This is a genomic window from Archangium violaceum, from assembly GCF_016859125.1.
Taxonomy (GTDB): Bacteria; Myxococcota; Myxococcia; order Myxococcales; family Myxococcaceae; genus Archangium; species Archangium violaceum_A.
The window spans coordinates 3,702,412-3,718,706 of sequence record NZ_CP069338.1; the positions used below are offsets into that span (position 1 = coordinate 3,702,412).

The 16,295-nt window shown below is 70.1% G+C and carries 14 protein-coding genes and 1 pseudogene; 8 read left to right on the forward strand and 7 right to left on the reverse strand.

What is annotated here, in order from left to right:
* Positions 1 to 12: 12 nt before the first annotated feature.
* Positions 13 to 510: a hypothetical protein gene (locus JQX13_RS15900; protein WP_203409858.1), complete on the reverse strand. Its 498-nt coding sequence runs from the start codon at positions 508 to 510 to the stop codon at positions 13 to 15.
* A gap of 372 nt (positions 511 to 882) precedes the next feature.
* On the opposite strand from JQX13_RS15900, the gene JQX13_RS15905 reads away from it, so the two are divergent.
* From JQX13_RS15905 to JQX13_RS15920, 4 genes are all read left to right on the forward strand, one after another.
* Positions 883 to 1,224, forward strand: a complete 342-nt coding sequence (locus JQX13_RS15905) for a helix-turn-helix transcriptional regulator (RefSeq protein WP_239014775.1) — start codon at positions 883 to 885, stop codon at positions 1,222 to 1,224.
* 109 nt (positions 1,225 to 1,333) lie between these two features.
* Positions 1,334 to 1,795: a hypothetical protein gene (locus JQX13_RS15910; protein WP_203409860.1), complete on the forward strand. Its 462-nt coding sequence runs from the start codon at positions 1,334 to 1,336 to the stop codon at positions 1,793 to 1,795.
* A 48-nt stretch (positions 1,796 to 1,843) separates the two neighbouring features.
* Entirely contained in the window at positions 1,844 to 2,860 is a 1,017-nt protein-coding gene (locus JQX13_RS15915; protein WP_203409861.1) for an alpha/beta hydrolase, read from the forward strand.
* Positions 2,861 to 2,937: 77 nt separating this feature from the next.
* Entirely contained in the window at positions 2,938 to 3,933 is a 996-nt protein-coding gene (locus tag JQX13_RS15920; RefSeq protein ID WP_203409862.1) for an inositol monophosphatase family protein, read from the forward strand.
* 258 nt (positions 3,934 to 4,191) lie between these two features.
* Here the strand turns inward: JQX13_RS15920 and JQX13_RS15925 are convergent, their stop codons facing one another.
* Positions 4,192 to 4,326, reverse strand: coding sequence for an MFS transporter (locus JQX13_RS15925; RefSeq protein WP_203409863.1), 135 nt, complete (start codon positions 4,324 to 4,326; stop codon positions 4,192 to 4,194).
* A 76-nt stretch (positions 4,327 to 4,402) separates the two neighbouring features.
* Here JQX13_RS15925 and JQX13_RS15930 point away from each other — a divergent pair, with 76 nt between their 5' ends.
* Positions 4,403 to 5,377 carry an AAA family ATPase gene (locus JQX13_RS15930; RefSeq protein ID WP_203412044.1) on the forward strand — a complete coding sequence of 325 codons (975 nt, stop codon included), beginning with the start codon at positions 4,403 to 4,405 and terminating at the stop codon, positions 5,375 to 5,377.
* 110 nt (positions 5,378 to 5,487) lie between these two features.
* Here the strand turns inward: JQX13_RS15930 and JQX13_RS56305 are convergent.
* Positions 5,488 to 5,617, reverse strand: a pseudogene (locus tag JQX13_RS56305) (glutathione S-transferase family protein); the annotation flags it as partial.
* A 141-nt stretch (positions 5,618 to 5,758) separates the two neighbouring features.
* Between JQX13_RS56305 and JQX13_RS15935 the strand changes: the two are divergent.
* From JQX13_RS15935 to JQX13_RS15945, 3 genes are all read left to right on the forward strand, one after another.
* The gene (locus tag JQX13_RS15935; protein ID WP_203409864.1) at positions 5,759 to 7,858 is read left to right on the forward strand and encodes a PKD domain-containing protein; all 2,100 of its coding nucleotides are present in this window, start codon (positions 5,759 to 5,761) and stop codon (positions 7,856 to 7,858) included.
* A gap of 186 nt (positions 7,859 to 8,044) precedes the next feature.
* The gene (locus JQX13_RS15940) at positions 8,045 to 9,256 is read left to right on the forward strand and encodes a DUF58 domain-containing protein (protein WP_203409865.1); all 1,212 of its coding nucleotides are present in this window, start codon (positions 8,045 to 8,047) and stop codon (positions 9,254 to 9,256) included.
* A complete protein-coding gene (locus tag JQX13_RS15945) occupies positions 9,253 to 11,199 on the forward strand; it encodes a transglutaminaseTgpA domain-containing protein (RefSeq protein WP_203409866.1) in 1,947 nt (648 codons plus the stop codon). The genes JQX13_RS15940 and JQX13_RS15945 overlap by 4 nt, the downstream gene beginning before the upstream one ends.
* Here JQX13_RS15945 and JQX13_RS15950 read toward each other — a convergent pair.
* From JQX13_RS15950 to JQX13_RS15965, 4 genes are all read right to left on the reverse strand, one after another.
* Entirely contained in the window at positions 11,156 to 13,357 is a 2,202-nt protein-coding gene (locus JQX13_RS15950; RefSeq protein WP_239014776.1) for an ATP-binding protein, read from the reverse strand. The two genes, JQX13_RS15945 and JQX13_RS15950, sit on opposite strands and share 44 nt — an antisense overlap.
* Positions 13,358 to 13,638: 281 nt before the next feature.
* A complete protein-coding gene (locus JQX13_RS15955; RefSeq protein WP_203409867.1) occupies positions 13,639 to 14,715 on the reverse strand; it encodes an enoyl-CoA hydratase/isomerase family protein in 1,077 nt (358 codons plus the stop codon).
* Between the two features lie 34 nt (positions 14,716 to 14,749).
* Complete coding sequence (locus tag JQX13_RS15960; protein ID WP_203409868.1) at positions 14,750 to 15,133, reverse strand: RidA family protein; 384 nt, start codon at positions 15,131 to 15,133, stop codon at positions 14,750 to 14,752.
* Positions 15,134 to 15,225: 92 nt separating this feature from the next.
* Positions 15,226 to 16,293 carry a branched-chain amino acid aminotransferase gene (locus JQX13_RS15965; RefSeq protein ID WP_203409869.1) on the reverse strand — a complete coding sequence of 356 codons (1,068 nt, stop codon included), beginning with the start codon at positions 16,291 to 16,293 and terminating at the stop codon, positions 15,226 to 15,228.
* Positions 16,294 to 16,295 lie beyond the last annotated feature (2 nt).

The following is a 16,295-nucleotide window of genomic DNA, read 5'->3' on the forward strand; positions in this document are numbered from 1 at the left end:
AGAGGCGCCGCGCTACACCTCGTGCGTCTGGGCCCAGTAGGAGATGACGGCCTCGTCGTCGACGATGCGGGAGTGGAAGTGGTCCCACAGGTCCGTGACGGCGACGGCGTGGCCCTTGGCGAGCTTGGGCGTGAGGTAGAGGGCGTAGTAGCTGGCGCCGGTGCCATCGTCGACGGGGCCGAGCTTGTCGAGCGGCCGCTTCGTGATGGGGCACAACAGGGTGCAGCGGGTGCCCGGAGCGATGTCGGTGAAGCCTGCCTTGCGCTTGTCTCCGTGGATGGGGGACAGGTGCACGAGGCCCTCGCGTCCATCCGGTGTGCGGATGAGCAGGCTGACGGCGGGATGGCCGTTGAACGTCACGTCCGAGAAGCCCACCAGGTTGTGACCCTCGGGCCCGAAGGCCTGCGTCACCACGAGCGTCACGTGGTCGTCGGAGGGCTGGAGGCTTTCGTGCCGCGGAGGGATGTCGCGGACCTGGAGGTTCTGCGTGTCGATGTGTTCCTTGGGCATGGGGAGGCCTCCGTATCAGGAGCAGAAACATAACGGCGCGGGTCGCGTGCGAACACCCCCCCAAGTCGTATTGCCCTCGGGTGTCACGTCCCAAGGCACACACTCGAAGGCCTCGCGCGTACCCTGACACGAAGATTCCGGCGGCACTGTGAGGCTCACGCGCTGCGTCGGGCTCGCGTGTCTGTCTTTCCGCCTCCGCCCGGAGCTGGTCGACCCGTCACCATACCTCCAGAGGGGGAAGTCACGGGTCAACCGCTCGAATTGGTAGTGGGCATTGACAGGACTTCATAAGTTCGTAAGGTAGGGTCCTCTCTGGAGGCCCTCGTCATGCCCAGGCCCTTGGCTCATGTCAGACGTGAACGCCCTTTGGCGATGACCCTCGCGGCCGCGGCCCATGCCGCCCGCATGCGCGCGGCACTCACCCAGGCCGAGGTGGCACGCCGGGTGGGCGTGCAACTCGAGGTGTATGGCCGCATCGAGCGGGGCGAGATGCTCCCGAGCGTCCCGACGCTGCGGCGCATCTGCCTGGCGTTGGAGATCCTCCCCGACGAGCTGCTGGGGCTGGAGACCCGCGAGTCCCCGGACCCGGAGCTGGAATTGGAGCTGGACTCGGACATGCGCCGGTTGATCAGCGCCGTGCGCGGGCTCAATGCCTCCGAGCTGCGGCTGCTGCACCGGCTCGCCGATACGCTCCACCCCATGCCCCGGGAGTGAAAATACCCGCAGTGAATATTCGAAGTTACCCCTCGTCCGTGCGCGGACTCGACGGGCTCGTGCCCGTTGCTCATCCGTCACTCATCGACAACAGGGAGAGGGGAACATCGTGCAGAAGCGTTCTTTGTCCATCGTGGCCGCGGTTGCAGTCATGGCGAGCCAGGCCGCTTGCTACAACACGCGCGTCGTCAGTGGTCGTGTGCCCGCGGGGCCGGAATATACGGACCGGCAGTGGTTCACCGTGGCGGGTCTCGCGAACCTCTCGGGTCCGGCGGGGCGGGAGTGCCCGAACGGCCTGGCCTCGGTGGAGAGCAGGATGAGCGCCACCGACTGGCTCATCAACGCGGGCCTGGGCGTGGCGGGTGGCATCGCCGGCTCGCTGGCGTGCGGCGGCGCCGATGCCGAGGCGCGCGCCTACTGCGCGTCGGCGGGGGCCGCGCTCGTGCCCTTCCTGCTGTCGTCGCGGACGGTGGAGTACATCTGCGTCCCGGATGGTTCCACCGCGGAGCGCCCGGCGTGGATGCCTCCCGCCACCGGCAACGTGGCGCCCGTGGCCGCCTCGGCGCAGTGATGCTCGGAGGGAGGGCGTCCTGGCGCCGGGGTCGGGTAGGCTGCGGCCATGAACGCCCTCCAACTCCTTCCCGGCCTCTGCAAGGCCGTGGCCCGCACCCTGGTGCGCCGTGTTCGTCATGGCGCCCTGCGTCCCGGCTGGACGTATGCCTTCGAAACCACCGTCGCCTGCATGGGCAGCGTCCCGCTCATGCCGGATGCGGCGTCCACCCGGGGACTGCGCGGCTTCCTGGAGAAGACGGCCTCCTCGGGCCCGTCCTCCGACGTCGTCACCCATACGCGCGTGGACGCTGGCGGTGTGCCGGCCTCCTGGGTGACGCCCGTGAAGGGCTCGGGTGAGAAGGTGATTCTCTTCCTCCACGGTGGCGCGTACGTGGTGGGCTCGGCGAAGCAGTACCAGGCCTTCTGCGGCGAGCTGGCGAGGGACTCCGGAATGCGGGTGCTCGTGCCGGACTACCGCCTGGCGCCCGAGCATCCCTACCCGGCCGCCCTGGAGGACGCGCTCGCCGTCTGGCGCTGGCTGCGGAGCACGGGCGTGGAGCCCTCGCGCGTGGTGCTGGCCGGGGACTCCGCGGGCGGTGGGCTGGCGGTGGCGCTGCTCGTGGCGCTGGCGGAGGCCGGCGAGCCGATGCCCGTGGGGGCGGTGCTTCTCTCGCCCTGGGTGGACCTGGCCTGCGAGTCGCGGAGCCACGAGGAGAACGCCGCCTATGACTACCTCAACCGGCCGCAGCTGCTCACGTGGGCGCGTTTCTATGCCGGAGCGCTGGAGCTGAAGGACCCGCGCGTGTCGCCGCTGCACGCGTCGCTGCGGGGGCTGCCGCCGCTCTACCTCCAGGTGGGCGGCGTCGAGCTCTTCCGGGACGAGGTGTGCCAGCTCGCCGAGCGCGCCCGGGCCGCGGGTGTCCCCGTCGAGCTGGACGTCTGCGCGGAGCTGCCGCACGTGCCGAGCTCCATGCGCGGGATGACGCCCACGGCCCGCGAGGCCCACGCGCGCTCCATCGCGGCCCTGGTGCGGATGGCGAAGGAGGGCGCGGCGGCTTCCGCTCCCGTCAAAGCGGCCGGGTGAACAGGGGCGGGCCGGACGGGCCATGACTAGAGTCCCTTGCGAGGACTTCCCTCCTGAGCGAAGGAGCTGGCTCTTCCATGGAACAGCAGGGCGAGCGAGAGCTACAACCCATCATCGACGCGGTACGGCTCGCGTGTGAGCTGTGCCGCCGGGTGCAGGACTCCCAGGCGGGTGTCAGCCGCAAGAGCGACGCGAGCCCCGTCACCATCGCGGACTATGGCGCGCAGGCCCTGGTGTGCCGCGCCCTCCGCCGCAACTTCCCCGAGGACGGTGTCATCGCCGAGGAGGGAGTCGAGGCCTTCCTCACCTTGCCGCTGGCGGAGCGGGATCAGGCGGTGCGCCTGGTGGGCCAGCTGCTGGGCGAGCAGGTACGCGAGGAGGACTTCGTCCGCTGGCTGGGTCACGGCCGGGGCGTGAAGGCGGACCGGACGTGGGTCATCGATCCCATCGACGGGACGGAGGGCTTCATCCACCGCAGGACGTATGCGATCTGCGTGGGGACGCTGGTGGAGGGCGCGCCGTTGGACGGCATCATCGGCGCGCCGGTGTCGCCGCTGGACGAGGGGGGAACGCTCTTCTACACGGACGGGGGAGGGGTCTGGGCGGAGTCGCTCGCTGGAGGCGAGCCCCGCGCGCTCCGCGTCTCCGATCGCGAGGATCCGGCGAGCATCCGCGTCGTGGAGAGCTATGTCATGGGCCGGCGCTCGCGGGAGATCGCGGACCGGGTGTACGCGGCGGCGGGCGTCGATGCGCGGCGCATCAAGCGCTACGACGGGATGCTCAAGTACGCGTTGGTGGCGGCGGGGGCGGCGGACCTGTTCATCCGAGGGCCTCGGGACATCCGGAAGAACCCGCACAAGGTCTGGGACCACGTCGCGGGCGCGGCGCTGGTGAAGGCGGCCGGAGGGCAGGTGACCCGGCTGGATGGCCATGCGGTGGACTTCGCGCAGGGCTCGGAGCTGCACGGCACCCTGGGGCTCATCGCCAGCAATGGACGCATCCACATGCACATCGTCGAGGCGATGGGGCGGGTGGCCGGGGCGCAGTGGGGCTTCCTGTCTCAACCCGACTGACGCGGGCGGGAGTCGGTGAGCACGTCCGCGAGGCCACGCCACAGGTCGCGTCCACCACAACCACCAGGAGCCATGGAGGAGTGACGCCCCGGCGAGTGCCCAGGAGGCACGGGCGAGGCCCACGCCCTCGGCCGCGGCTCCGGCGGCGAGCGAGGACACGCCGATGACGAGCGTGGCGAGCCCGAAGTCGATGCCGAGCACGCGCCCGCGCAGGTTGTCCGGAGTGGAGACCTGGAGGCCATGGGTGGACAGCACCCACTACGCGCCGCCCCCGAGGTCCACGGCGACCATGAGGTGCTCGCGGTCCACGCGGTCCGCGAGGGGGCCCGCCAAGGGGGAGAGCAGGAAGGCGGGCAGGACGCTGGCGGCGTAGACGGAGGCGGAGGAGGCCATGGAGTGGCGCGGAGCCTACTCGTGACGAGGTGGCTTCGCGCGGGGGCGGGTGAGGCTGCTACGCTCCGTGTCCGAAATGTCCTCTTCTCCCGTGAAGGTCCCCGTCACCGAGCGTGCGGCTCCGGTGCGTGCGCTGGTGTCCCGGCTGGTCGACAACCTGGAGCGCGTCATCCGGGGCAAGCGCGAGGCGCTGGAGTTGGTGCTGTGCTCGGTGGCGGCGGGAGGGCACGTGCTGCTGGAGGATGTGCCGGGCACGGGGAAGACGACCCTGGCGAAGGCGCTGGCGTTGAGCATCGGCGGTAGCTTCAAGCGGGTGCAGTTCACGCCGGACCTGCTGCCCACGGACATCGTCGGAGCGTCCATCTTCAACCCGCAGGAGGGCACGTTCCGCTTCCGGGCGGGGCCGCTGTTCGCCAACGTGCTGATCGCGGACGAAATCAACCGGGCCTCGCCGCGCACGCAGTCGGCGCTGCTGGAGGCGCTGAGCGAGGGACAGGTGACGGTGGACGGGCAGACGCACGTGCTGGCGCCACCGTTCCTGTGCATCGCGACGCAGAACCCGGTGGACTTCCACGGCACGTACCCGCTGCCGGAGGCCTCGCTGGACCGGTTCGCGGTGCAGCTCTCGCTGGGGTACCTGCCGGAGGGGGAGGAGCGGACGCTGCTGATGACGCGCTCGGGGCCGCCGCCGCTGGAGGGGATGGCGGCGGTGTGCACGGTGGAGGAGGTGGCGCAGCTGCAGCAGCGGGTGCAGGAGGTGAAGCTGGAGGAGTCGGTGGCGGACTATCTCCTGCGAATCGTGCAGGCGACGCGCGGACACGCGAGCATCCGGCTGGGCGTGTCGACGCGCGGGGCGCTGCTGTACGGGAGGATGGCGAGGGCGAGGGCGCTGATGCAGGGGCGGGACTACGTGCTGCCCGAGGACCTGAAGACGCTGGCGGTGCCGGTGCTGGCGCACCGACTGGTGCTGGACTCGCGGGCGCGCTACGCGGGAGCGGATAAGCGAGCGCTCACGAAGGACCTCGTCGGCACCGTGCCGGTGCCGCGGTAACCAACGCGGGCCATTTCTTCTTCGAAGACACCGAGGCTCATCGGTCGGAGCCTCGAAGCCAACGCTGGCGCCTCCGCCTCGGCTCACGCCAGGACGGCCTTTCTCACCACCAGCGCGGGGACGTCGCCGAACGGGTGCACCGCCAGATAGACCGGCGACCAGTTCGTACGGCACCCCGAGCTCCTCCAGCAGCCAACGGGGACGGGTGGCACGGGTCCTGGGCACGAAGTAGCGCTTCATCGGCGCACTCCTGGATGGGCCCTGCCTCGTGGGCGGTGGTCTGGAACGGTAGCTCGCACCAGCGAGCACAAAGGGCAGGATTCGAAATCCTTGAAAGATGCGTATAGTGAGCCATTCGAGTAAAACCCAAGGAGGATTCCCATGGCGATTTTCCCCAGCGCTCGCGCGGCATTGGCCGGTCTCGTGACGCTTGGACTGGTGATGAGTGGCTGCGAGGCGGAGGTAGGCGCGGAAGACACGCCCTCCCTCGAAGAGGCGGAGGCCGCGCCTCTGGGCGAAGCGCTGGGCTCGCTGCTGGGCACGGTTGTGGACTCGGATGACACGTGCCGGCTCACCAGCGGCCTCCGGCCCACGTGCGGCGCGGTGGACGACGGAGCGCCGGGCCTCTCCTACTTCTGGCGGGCTCCAGCCGCTGACACCTTCACCTTCTCCACGTCCGGCTCCCGCTTCGCCCCCGTGCTGGAGGTGCGGCGCGAGGACGGCACGTCCCTGGGCTGCAGCGACGAATCGGAGAGCGACCCTGGCGAGTCCTCGGTGAGGCTCGCGCTCGAGGCCGGGCAGACGGTGCGCATCTTCGTCCATGGCCAGGGGCGCTCCTGCGGCACCTTCAACCTCCACATCCGCGCTGGCTCGCAGGTGGAGGCTCCGGACGAGCCGACCGGAACCGGGCTGGAGCCCGACACGGCCGTTGCGCGCGAGGACGCCGCCGCGAGCGTGGATACCGGGTCGCTCCTCCAGGCGGTGGATGTGGCGCTCGGCAAGCCCGCGTCCTCCATCACGGAGTACGACGCGAGCTCCGTGGCGTCCTTCGTGACGGACGGCGATCCCTCCACGGGCTGGTACAGCGGCTATGTCCGCCCGTACGTCTATGTGGAGGTGGACCTCCAGGGGTTCTACGCCATCCAGCAGTTCCAGCTCGAGCTGGGGACGACCACCGGGAGCGCTCCGGCCAACTTCGAAATCCAGCACTACGAGCAGGGCTGCTGGAAGACGGTGCCGGAGACGGTCGTCACCGGCAACCCGGCGGGAACGCTCAGCCGGACACTCCCCCTCTCCACGCCGCTGGTCACCAGCAGGGTGCGCTTCGTCTGCACGAACAAGACGCATTGCCGGCTACGGACGTTCTCCGTCCTGGGCGAGCCCTCCACCGAGGCGCGGGCCCCGGCTCCGTCCTGCACCGCGGGCACGCAGTCCGTGAGGCGCTCTCCGTCCTACGACTTCCTGCAGTTCCTGCCCACCCAGTACAACCAGGCCCCCCTGGCGAAGTTCCCCCTCATCATCTCCCTGCATGGAATTGGTGGGACGCAGCTCACCGCGGACCACACGGGCATGTCGGCCTCGCCGGAGGGCCTGTCGCGCCGGCTGAAGAATGACACGGCGTTCGCCTCCACCTTCCCGGCCATCGTGGTGTCTCCACACTGCCGGGAGATTGGCGTGACCTCCGGCAACTGCTGGTTCTCCCAGGACCGCCTCGACCGGCTGTGGAAGGACGTGCTGGCCAGCTACCGCATCGACCCGGACCGCATCTACGTGACCGGGTTGAGCGGCGGTGGCATGCGTAGCATCCAGTTCGCGGTGAACCACTCCACGGAGCTGGCGGCCGTCGTTCCCCTCTGCGCGGACACCAACTCCGTGCCGGCGGCGCAGAAGGCGTTCGATACCGCGGGCAATCCCATTCCAGACGCCGATGGCCGCCACATCTGCGACCTGCAAGGCCTGCCCAGCTGGCTGCGGCATGGCACCGGCGACACCACGGTCAGCTACAACGGCACGTTGACGTTCAAGAACCTCATGGACGTGAAGTGCGGGGCCGGGCCGAAGAAGGCCCTCATGACCCTGTACGCGGGCGCCGGGCACAATGTCTGGGATATGACGTACAATGACAACCGGCTCTACACCTGGTTGTTCGCCCAGCGCCGCGGCAACGCGAGCGAGCCCGCGACGTTCCTGGAGCCGACCGCGACGACGGGCCCGACGGTGACCATCACCCTGCCGACCTCGTCGGCGACGGTGACGGGCGGTGGCACGGACCCGGATGGCTCCATCTCCAAGTGGAACTGGATTGCGCTGAGCCGTCCCTCCGGCGCCGCCGCTCCCACCCTGACGAATGCCTCCAGCTCCAAGATGACCGCGAGCGGCCTGACGACCGCCGGGACCTACAAGTTCCGCCTCCTCGTGACGGACAACCACGGCGTCACCGATTTCGCGGACCAGACGGTGCTCGTCCGAGCCGCTCCGTAGCCCTCCACCCGCTGGGCGAGGCCGTCAGCGGCTTCGACGACTGGCGCGGGGCGCGGGAGCCGCTCCGGCCAGTCAAGAATCCACCGGTCCTTCCACGGGCGCGCCTGGAACGGAACGTGACGGTCTGCTCCAATGCGAGCCGGCTCCCGTTCCGTCCACCTCCTCGCTCCAAGGAAAACGCCGCGCATGGCCCGCCGTCGTCGCTGGTCCTTCCTGATGCCGCCCGAGGAGCACGGGTTCATCCGCTTCCTCCAGGACCGCTACCACGGGCTGCTCACCCCCGTGGGGCGCGTGGTGCTGTGGTCGGCCCTCGCCGCGGGCTTCCTGCTGCTGGGCGGACTCGTCGCGCCGCTCATCCTCTTCTTCTCCTTCTCCGTCTCCGCGCTCGCCGCCGCCGCCGTGGTGGGCCTTCCCTTCCGGCCTCGCGTCTCGCTCACGCGCCTGCTCCCTCCTCCCGTCTCCGCGGGCGACACGCTCACCTACCGCGTGCGCGTGGAGAACACCGGCCGGCGCACCGTGCGCCACATCGCCGTGGAGGAGCGCGGCCTGCCTCCCGAGCTGCGCAGGGTGGGCGAGCCGCCCATCATCGACGCGCTCGCGCCCGGCGAGCACTCCGAGGTGACGCTGCGCCTCACGTGCTCCACCCGCGGCGTCTACGAGCTGGGCGCGCTCCAGGCCGCGAGCCTCTTCCCCTCGGCGCTGGTGAAGTGGCCGAGGCGCTCGCCGGGGAAGGATCGTCTGCTCGTGTATCCGCGCTTCACGCCGCTCGAGTCCCTGGACGTGCCGCACGGGCGCAACTACCAGCCCGGAGGCATCGCGGTGGCCTCGCGGGTGGGCGAGTCCACCGAGTTCTTCGGCACCCGCGAATGGCACGAGGGAGATCGCACCCGGGACATCCACTGGCCCTCGTTCGCGCGCACCGGTCGGCTGGTGGTGAAGGAATTCCAGGAGGAGTTCTTCGTCCGGCTGGCCCTGGTGCTGGACGTGCAATCGCGCTCGGCGAAGGAGGACGCGCTGCTGGAGAAGGCGCTCTCCCTGGCGGCGGGCATGGCGGACGTGCTGGCGCGCCAGGAGTACATCATCGATCTGTTCGCCGCGGGCCCCCAGGTGTTCCACTTCCAGGCGGGCCGGGCGCTCGCGCACTTCGAGCACATCCTCGAAATCCTCGCGGCCATCGAGTCGGGCGAGCGGCTGGACCTGGACGCGCTGGAGGCGGCGCTGCTGCCCGAGGCGAGCCACCTGTCCGCGGTCATCTTCGTGGTGATGGACTGGGAGCCCTCGCGCGCGGCGCTGGTCGAGCGGCTCAAGGCGCACGGGGTGGCGGTGCGGGTGCTCTCGGTGAGGCCGGACCGCAAGCCCGCGGGGCTCGCTCCCGAAGAGGTGGTGGAGTTGTCATGAGACGGCTCGTCGAGCTGATGCCCGTCTTCGCGGCGCTCATGCTGCATGCGGTGGCGCACGGCCGGTGGCTGCTGTGCGCGCCCGTCATGGTGGGGCTCGCGTGGGCGGTGCTGAAGGACGTGCGGATCGACTACACCCCGGCGCGGTTGCTCCTGGCGGGCGCCGTGGGGCTCGGGGTGGGCGCCGCGATGCTCTGGGTGAGCGAGCCGCCGACGGCGCCCTTCCCACCCTCCATCTTCGGTCCGCTGTGCGGAGCGCTGGTGGGGCTGGCGGTGCTCTGTGGGCTCGGCGGCAACCGGTACTTCGCCTGGACGTACGCGTGCCTCCTGGTGGCGCTCAGCATGCGCGTGCGGGAGATGCAGGGCGTGGGGTGGGTGCTGGGGGCGCTGGTGCTGAGCGTGCTGGGGGTGGCCTTCCTCGAGGGCGGCCTGCCTCGTACCGGTCTCCGGGCCGCGGCGGGCTTCGGCGTCTTCGTGGTGCTGATGTCGGGCCTGTCGCTGCTGCTGGTGCGGACCATCTGGGCGAGCGAGGGCGCGCTGATGGACGCGGTGTACCGGATGACCAGCGGCACCGGCACCGGAGGTGGCTCGGAGTTCCAGTCGGAGGTGGACATCCGCGCGGTGGTCCGCTTGCCGCGTGGCTCTGAGCGCCCATTGCTGGTGCTCTCCGGCAAGGCGCCCGCGCGGCTGCGGGCGCGGGTGTTCGACGAGTTCGATGGCTCGCGGTGGACGACGTCGAAGGCGCTGGCGGAGACACGGCTGGAGCTGCCCTCGGGAGGAACGGAGGCGGAGCGGCTGCTGGCGATGACGGTGTTGGCCCCCGTGGGCCCCTGGTTGCCGGCGCCAGCTGGCACGCGAGCGGTGGTGGGCCTCCGTCCGGAGGTGCAGGGCGGTTGGGTGCTGAAGGCCCGGGAGCTGGAGGGCAACACGCTGGCCCTGCGCATGGGGGCGGAAGAGCTCCTGCCGCCAGAGGCCGCACGGGGAGACTCGCTCACCGCGTTGCCGGAGGCCCTGGAGGCGGAGCTGCGCCCACTCGCGGAGGCGCTCACGCGCGGGGCGGGCACGCCGCGCGAGATGGCCCGGGCCCTGGAGGCGTACTTCCACGAGCATTTCGAGTACTCGCTGAACGTGGACCTGCGGGGCGAGGGCCAGCCGCTGACGGTGCTGGTGCGGGAGAAGCGCGCGGCGTACTGCACGTATTTCGCGAGCGCGATGGCGGCGCTGCTGCGCACGCTGGACGTCCCGGCGCGCGTGGTGGGCGGCTTCGCGCCCGAGGAGCGCAACCCGCTCACGGGAGCGACCCTGGTCCGCGAGCGTGACGCCCACGCCTGGGTGGAGGTGTACCTGGCGGACGAGGGCCGCTTCGTGGCCTTCGACCCGACGCCCTGGCGGAGCCGGGACGAGACGCTCGGGCTGTCACGGGAGCAGCGGGGGTTCCTCGACAACCTCACCGGCGCGGTGGGCACGTGGCTGCGGAAGATGGGGGCGGGGCTGCGCTACCAGCCGCTGGCGCTGGCTCGGACGGTGGTGGGCTCGCCGGTGTTCGCCGTGCTGGTGGCCGGAGGGGTGCTGTGGCGTCTGCGCCGGAGCCGGTGGCAGGGACGGACGAAGGCCCGGCGCACGGTGGCATTGGGGACGAAGGACGTGAGGCTCGCGGCGCTGTACGCGCGCTACCTGAAGACGCTGAAGCGGAGGGCGGGGCTGGTTCCCCGGCCCTCGGAGACGGACGACGAGCTGCTGTCACGCCTTCGCGCCGCGAGGGGCGACGCGGTGGCGGACCTGGCGGCGGAGTTCCTCGCGCACTACCGCGAGGCGCGATACCGGGGCGAGCCCGGTGACACGGCCATCTGGGGCGCGTTGGTGGAGCGGCTCGACGCGAGGCTTCGCGACACCGCGGCGGTCACTTCCTCTCCGGGGCGGGCTGGTAGGGAATCTCCAGGATGAAGGTGGCTCCCTGCCCCTTTCCGGCGCTGTGGACGGTCAGCACGCCGCCCAGCTCCTGGGCCGCCAGGGCGCTGGAGTGCAGGCCGAAGCCGTGGCCCTCCTCTCGCGTGGTGAAGCCATACTGGAAGATGCGGGTGAGCATCTCCGGTGCGATGCCCATGCCGTTGTCATGGATTTCGATGCGGATGTTGTTGGCGGGCGGAACGTGCTCCAGCTTCACCGTCAGGAGCCGCTCGGCCGGTGGCACATCATCCATGGCGTACTTGGCGTTGCTGACCAGGTTGACGAGGATCATCAGCATCTTGTGCTTGTCGGTCAGCACGGGGGGAAGGGCCGCGAGCTGCCGCACCACCTTCACCTGGTGACGGGTGAGCCCGGCCGAGTTGATGCGGACGGCGTCCTCGACCAGCTCCGCCAGTTGCACGGGCTCGTGCAGCCGGGGCGTCCGGGCGTAGTTCTGCTGCACCTTGACGATGTCGCCGATGTGCTCGGTGTAGCGGCCCACGTCATTGAGCAGGGTGACGACCTCCTGGCGCTCGTCGACCAGGTTCTGCCCCAGCTTGTCCAGGAAGGGCATCAGGTGGCGCCCGCGCTCGTCCTGGGTGAGGAACGTGGAGAGGTCGCTCTGTCGCTCCTGGAGCATGTGGGCCACGCGCCCCACGTGCTCGAGCTTCATGCCCGTCATCCGCTCCTTGGCGACCTGGGCCGAGGTGTAGACGCTGTTGAGGACGTTGCCCACGTTGTGCAGCACATTGGTGGCGATCTCCGCCATGCCCGCCTGCCGCGCCGTCTTCACCAGCTGCGCATGCACGTCCTTGAGCTCGCGGGTGCGCTCCTCGACGCGAAGCTCCAGCCCTTCGTTGGCCTGCCGCAACTCCTCCTCGCGCCGTTGCACCTGATCCGCCATGAGCTGGAAGGCTCGGGCGAGCTGTCCCAGTTCATCGCCGCGTGAAGTGTCCAGCTCGACCTTGAAGTCACCGGCGGCCACCCGATCGGTGGCCTGGGTGAAGGCGAGCAGCGGTTGGGAGATCTGCTGCTGCAGCACCCAGTACATGATGCCCAGCTCCAGCAGCAGGGACAACACACCGAGCAGCAGCACGTAGCGCGCCGCGAGGAAGGCGGGTTGGGACATCACGCTCTCGGGCAACACCGTGACGAAGTTCCAGCCGGGGCCTTGTAGCCGAGCCACGGCGAGGTACTCGCTCGAGCCCGGGAGCTCCAGGACGGCCTGGTTGGCCGGGCGGGTCCTCACCCGCTCGATGAGGCTTCGCAGGTGGTCCGTCCGCTCCACCGCGTCGGGCTGGGAGGCGACATCGTCCAGCTTCAGCGCGGGGTGGACGATGAGCTCGCCATCATCTCGGACGATGATGTTGTAGGCGCCGGGCAGGCTCTCGTTGAGCGTGCGGGCCATCAAGTCCTCGATGAAGACGTCCTGGTTGATGGTCGCGACATGGCGGCCGTCCATGTCCAGCGGAGTGGAGGCCGAGGCCATCCATTTCTCGCTGAAGTCCTCCTTGTAGGCGCTGGTCCAGGCCGTCTGCCGCTGTGGATTGTGCTCGGGCAGGCTGATGCGGAAGTAATCCGCCTGGACGGGCAGGAAGTCGGGCGCGGCGTCGTGGCTCCAGGTGGGGCGCTCGGGCCAGTAGAGGACGAGCGGCCCTTCGGGGAGCATGATGTAGGTGTCCTCGAAGCGCGTGTGGAAGGCGGGCCCGTACTGGTTGAGCACGTCATACGCGGCCAGGATCCGGCGGCGCATGTCCTGGTCGACGGTGACGCCCCTGGGGACGAAGAGGCCCGCCATCCTCGTGCCGTCGAAGAGCTCGGGACGGCTGCGGACCGAGCCGTCGGGCATCCGGGCGAAGAGGTTGTCGAAGCGGGCGCTCACGTCCTCCGCCTGCAAGGCCCGGATCTTCTCCTCCAGGGCCTTCTTGAGGAAGGCGTGGTTGTCCTCCGCCAGCACGAAGAGGGCCTGCTCGCGTTGGCTGCGCTCGGAGACGTGCTGCTCCAGGCTTTCGAGGGCCTCTTCGTGCAGGGTGTGGCGGATGTGGAGGTAGCTGAAGAAGGTGGAGAGGGTGATGACGACCGCGATGCGCACGCCCATCTTGAAGAGCGTTGAACGGGCCAGCGGGGCGCGGGGGCGGGATGCTTGCAGCTGCATGGAGCCGGAGGGACACCATCTCCCCCACGCGTATTCCGAGCGGGACATGCAGGCAGAGGCCTGTCCGCGGGTCGCCTATGCGCGCGAGCGAGGCATGGGTCGTATCCCTCCTCGCCGTGAGGGAGCCCGCCATGTGGAGGGCTTGTCCAACAGGGTTCCCCTCCTTGTCTTCCCTTTGTGGAGCCTGGTGTTGCGCATGCTCCCTCTCCCCCTGGGAGAGGGCGGGGGGTGAGGGTATTCATCTCCGTGCTCCTCGCCCCAGGAACTTCGTGGACACTTCACTATCGGAGAAGGACCGTCTCCTCGTCCGCCACCGGCGCGAAGCACGCCTCCACGTCGGTGTCTCGCACCTGGTCGAGCGTGGGCGGGCTCCACTTCGGACGGTTGTCCTTGTCCACCAGCACGGCGCGTATGCCCTCACGGAAGTCTGGCAGCGCGGAGCAGTGCTGGCTCAGCCGGTACTCCACGGTGACGACCTCGTCATAGGGCCGTCCCCGGCACAGCCGGAGCTGGCGCAGCGTCACCTTCAGGCTCGTGGGCGACATGCGTCCCAGCGTGGCGCGCGTCTCCTCGGCCCACGGCGTGCCCTCGGCCCGCAGTGCCTCGAGGATGTCCTCGAGGCTGTCCTTCCCGAAGCACCGGTCGATGGCCTCGCGATGCGCGCTCAGCGGTGAGGCCCCCGGTTCGGTGGCGAAACCCGACAGCACCCGCGTGGCCACCTCGCGCGAGTCCCCCGCGCTCCATTCCGCCGCCGCGAGCGCCTCCACCACGGCCTCCAGCCTGTCATGCGTCACGTGCTGCGTGCCGTACCCGAGCCACATCGCATCCGCGGCGTTGCACCGCGTGCCCGTGAGCCCCAGGTACGTGCCCGTCTCGCCCGGGAATCGCGGGAGGAACCAGCCGCCGCCCACGTCGGGGAACAGGCCGATGGCCGTCTCCGGCATGGCGAGCATGAGCCGCTCGGTGACGACGCGGTGCGAGCCGTGCACGGACAGCCCGAGCCCTCCGCCCATGCTGATGCCATCCACGAGCGCGATGTACGGCTTGGGGTAGTGGTGGATGAGGTGGTTGAGCCGGTACTCCTCGCGGAAGAAGGCGCGCGAGAGCGGCTCCTGTCCCTCGGCGGCGGGCGAGCCCAGGGACAGGGCCACGGCGCGCACGTCCCCACCGGAGCAGAAGGCCCGGCCGCCAGCGCCGCGAATCACCACGGCCTTCACCTCGGCGTCGCGGGCCCAGGCCTCGAGCGCGGGGTGCAGCGTGCGAATCATGCCCAGGTCGAGCGCGTTGAGCGCCTTGGGGCGGTTGAGTGTCACCAGGCCCAGGGGCCCGCGCCTCTCCAGCAGCACATCCGTGTTCATGTCCGCGCGCCATAGCAGGTCGGGCGCGTTCGGACTACTCGCGGACCCGCGCCACGACTTCGATCTCCACGCGCGCACCGAGCGGGAGCGCCGCCACCGCCACCGTCGTCCGGGCCGGGTAGGGCTGGGCGAACCGCTTCGCGTACACCGCGTTCATCGCCGCGAAGTCGGCCATGTCCACGAGGTACACGTTCACCTTCACGACGTCGTCCATCGAGCTGCCCGCGTCGGCCAGCACCGTGGCGATGTTCTGGAATGCCTGCTCCGTCTGGGCGGCCACGTCCGGGGCGACGAGCTTCCCGGTGCTCGGGTCCTGCCCCACCTGGCCGGACAGGTACACGCGGTCGCCATCGCGCACCGCGTGCGAGAACGGAAGGGTGGGCGCCGGCAGCCGGGGACTGTTGATTCCTTCGCGCATACGGCGAGCCTCCTCGGGGTGACTCGAGACGAACCGCTCCGGTGCGAGACCCGGGGCACACGCGGCCCCGAGCCCCAGTGCGACGAGCGCGACTACTTGATGATGGACATCCAGCCGTGGCGGTCCGGCAGCGTCCCGTTCTGGATTCCGGTGACGGTGTCGTAGAGGCGCTGGGAGACCTCGCCCACCTTGCCGTCGCCGATGCGCAGCTCGCCGTCCTGGAAGCCCAGCCCGCCCACCGGCGAAATCACCGCCGCGGTGCCCGTGCCGAACACCTCGCGCAGCTCGCCCTTCTTGTGCGCCTCGCGCAGCTCGCTGATGGCCAGCTTGCGCTCGCTCACCTTCATGCCCCAGTCGCGCAGCAGCGTGAGCACGCTCTCGCGGGTAATGCCCGGCAGGAAGGTGCCGTCCAGGGGCGGGGTGATGATTTCGTCCCCGATGCGCACGAAGAGGTTCATCGTGCCCACCTCCTCGATGTACTGGTGCTCGAGCGCGTCCAGCCACAGCACCTGCGCGTAGCCGCGCTTCTTGGCCTCCACCGAGGCCTTCAGGCCCGCCGCGTAGTTGGCCGCCGCCTTCGCGCCACCCAGTCCGCCGGGCGCCGCGCGCGTGTGCTCCTGCTCCACCCAGATGCGCACCGTCTCCGCACCGCCCGCGAAGTAGCTGCCCACCGGGCTGAGGATGACGAAGAAGATGTACTTGTCCGCCGGGCGCACCCCGAGGAACGGCTCCGAGGCGATCACCACCGGCCGCACGTACAGCGACGTGCCCGGGGCGTTGGGCACCCAGTCCGCCTCCAGCTTCACCAGCGCTTCGATCGCCTCGCGCGCCACCTCGGGCGGCACCGCCGCCATGGCCAGCCGGTCGGCGCTCGCCGCCAGACGCTTGCAGTGGTCGTCGATGCGGAAGGCGCGCAGCTGCCCGTCCTTGCCGCGGAACACCTTCGAGCCGTCGAACACCGCCTGCGCGTAGTGCAGCACCGCCGCGGCCGGGTCCAACCCCAGCGGCGCATGTGGAAGGATCCGCGCCTGATGCCAACCCCGCTCCGGCGAGTAGTCCATCCGGAACATGTGGTCGGCGAAGTACTTGCCGAAACCGAGTCCCTCGGGGGACGGCTTGGGCTTCAGGGTGGCGGCGCGCTGGACCTCGATGGGCAACATGC

Excerpts from the sequence above, each read along its gene's own strand:
- JQX13_RS15930 (WP_203412044.1), top strand. The coding sequence starts at position 4,403 with ATGTCCTCTTCTCCCGTGAAGGTCCCCGTCACCGAGCGTGCGGCTCCG.
- JQX13_RS15960 (WP_203409868.1), bottom strand. The coding sequence starts at position 15,133 with ATGCGCGAAGGAATCAACAGTCCCCGGCTGCCGGCGCCCACCCTTCCG.
- JQX13_RS15950 (WP_239014776.1), bottom strand. The coding sequence starts at position 13,357 with ATGCAGCTGCAAGCATCCCGCCCCCGCGCCCCGCTGGCCCGTTCAACG.
- JQX13_RS15945 (WP_203409866.1), top strand. The coding sequence starts at position 9,253 with ATGAGACGGCTCGTCGAGCTGATGCCCGTCTTCGCGGCGCTCATGCTG.
- JQX13_RS15915 (WP_203409861.1), top strand. The coding sequence starts at position 1,844 with ATGAACGCCCTCCAACTCCTTCCCGGCCTCTGCAAGGCCGTGGCCCGC.
- JQX13_RS15920 (WP_203409862.1), top strand. The coding sequence starts at position 2,938 with ATGGAACAGCAGGGCGAGCGAGAGCTACAACCCATCATCGACGCGGTA.
- JQX13_RS15940 (WP_203409865.1), top strand. The coding sequence starts at position 8,045 with ATGGCCCGCCGTCGTCGCTGGTCCTTCCTGATGCCGCCCGAGGAGCAC.
- JQX13_RS15935 (WP_203409864.1), top strand. The coding sequence starts at position 5,759 with ATGGCGATTTTCCCCAGCGCTCGCGCGGCATTGGCCGGTCTCGTGACG.
- JQX13_RS15900 (WP_203409858.1), bottom strand. The coding sequence starts at position 510 with ATGCCCAAGGAACACATCGACACGCAGAACCTCCAGGTCCGCGACATC.
- JQX13_RS15955 (WP_203409867.1), bottom strand. The coding sequence starts at position 14,715 with ATGAACACGGATGTGCTGCTGGAGAGGCGCGGGCCCCTGGGCCTGGTG.
- JQX13_RS15905 (WP_239014775.1), top strand. The coding sequence starts at position 883 with ATGACCCTCGCGGCCGCGGCCCATGCCGCCCGCATGCGCGCGGCACTC.
- JQX13_RS15925 (WP_203409863.1), bottom strand. The coding sequence starts at position 4,326 with ATGGCCTCCTCCGCCTCCGTCTACGCCGCCAGCGTCCTGCCCGCCTTC.
- JQX13_RS15965 (WP_203409869.1), bottom strand. The coding sequence starts at position 16,293 with ATGTTGCCCATCGAGGTCCAGCGCGCCGCCACCCTGAAGCCCAAGCCG.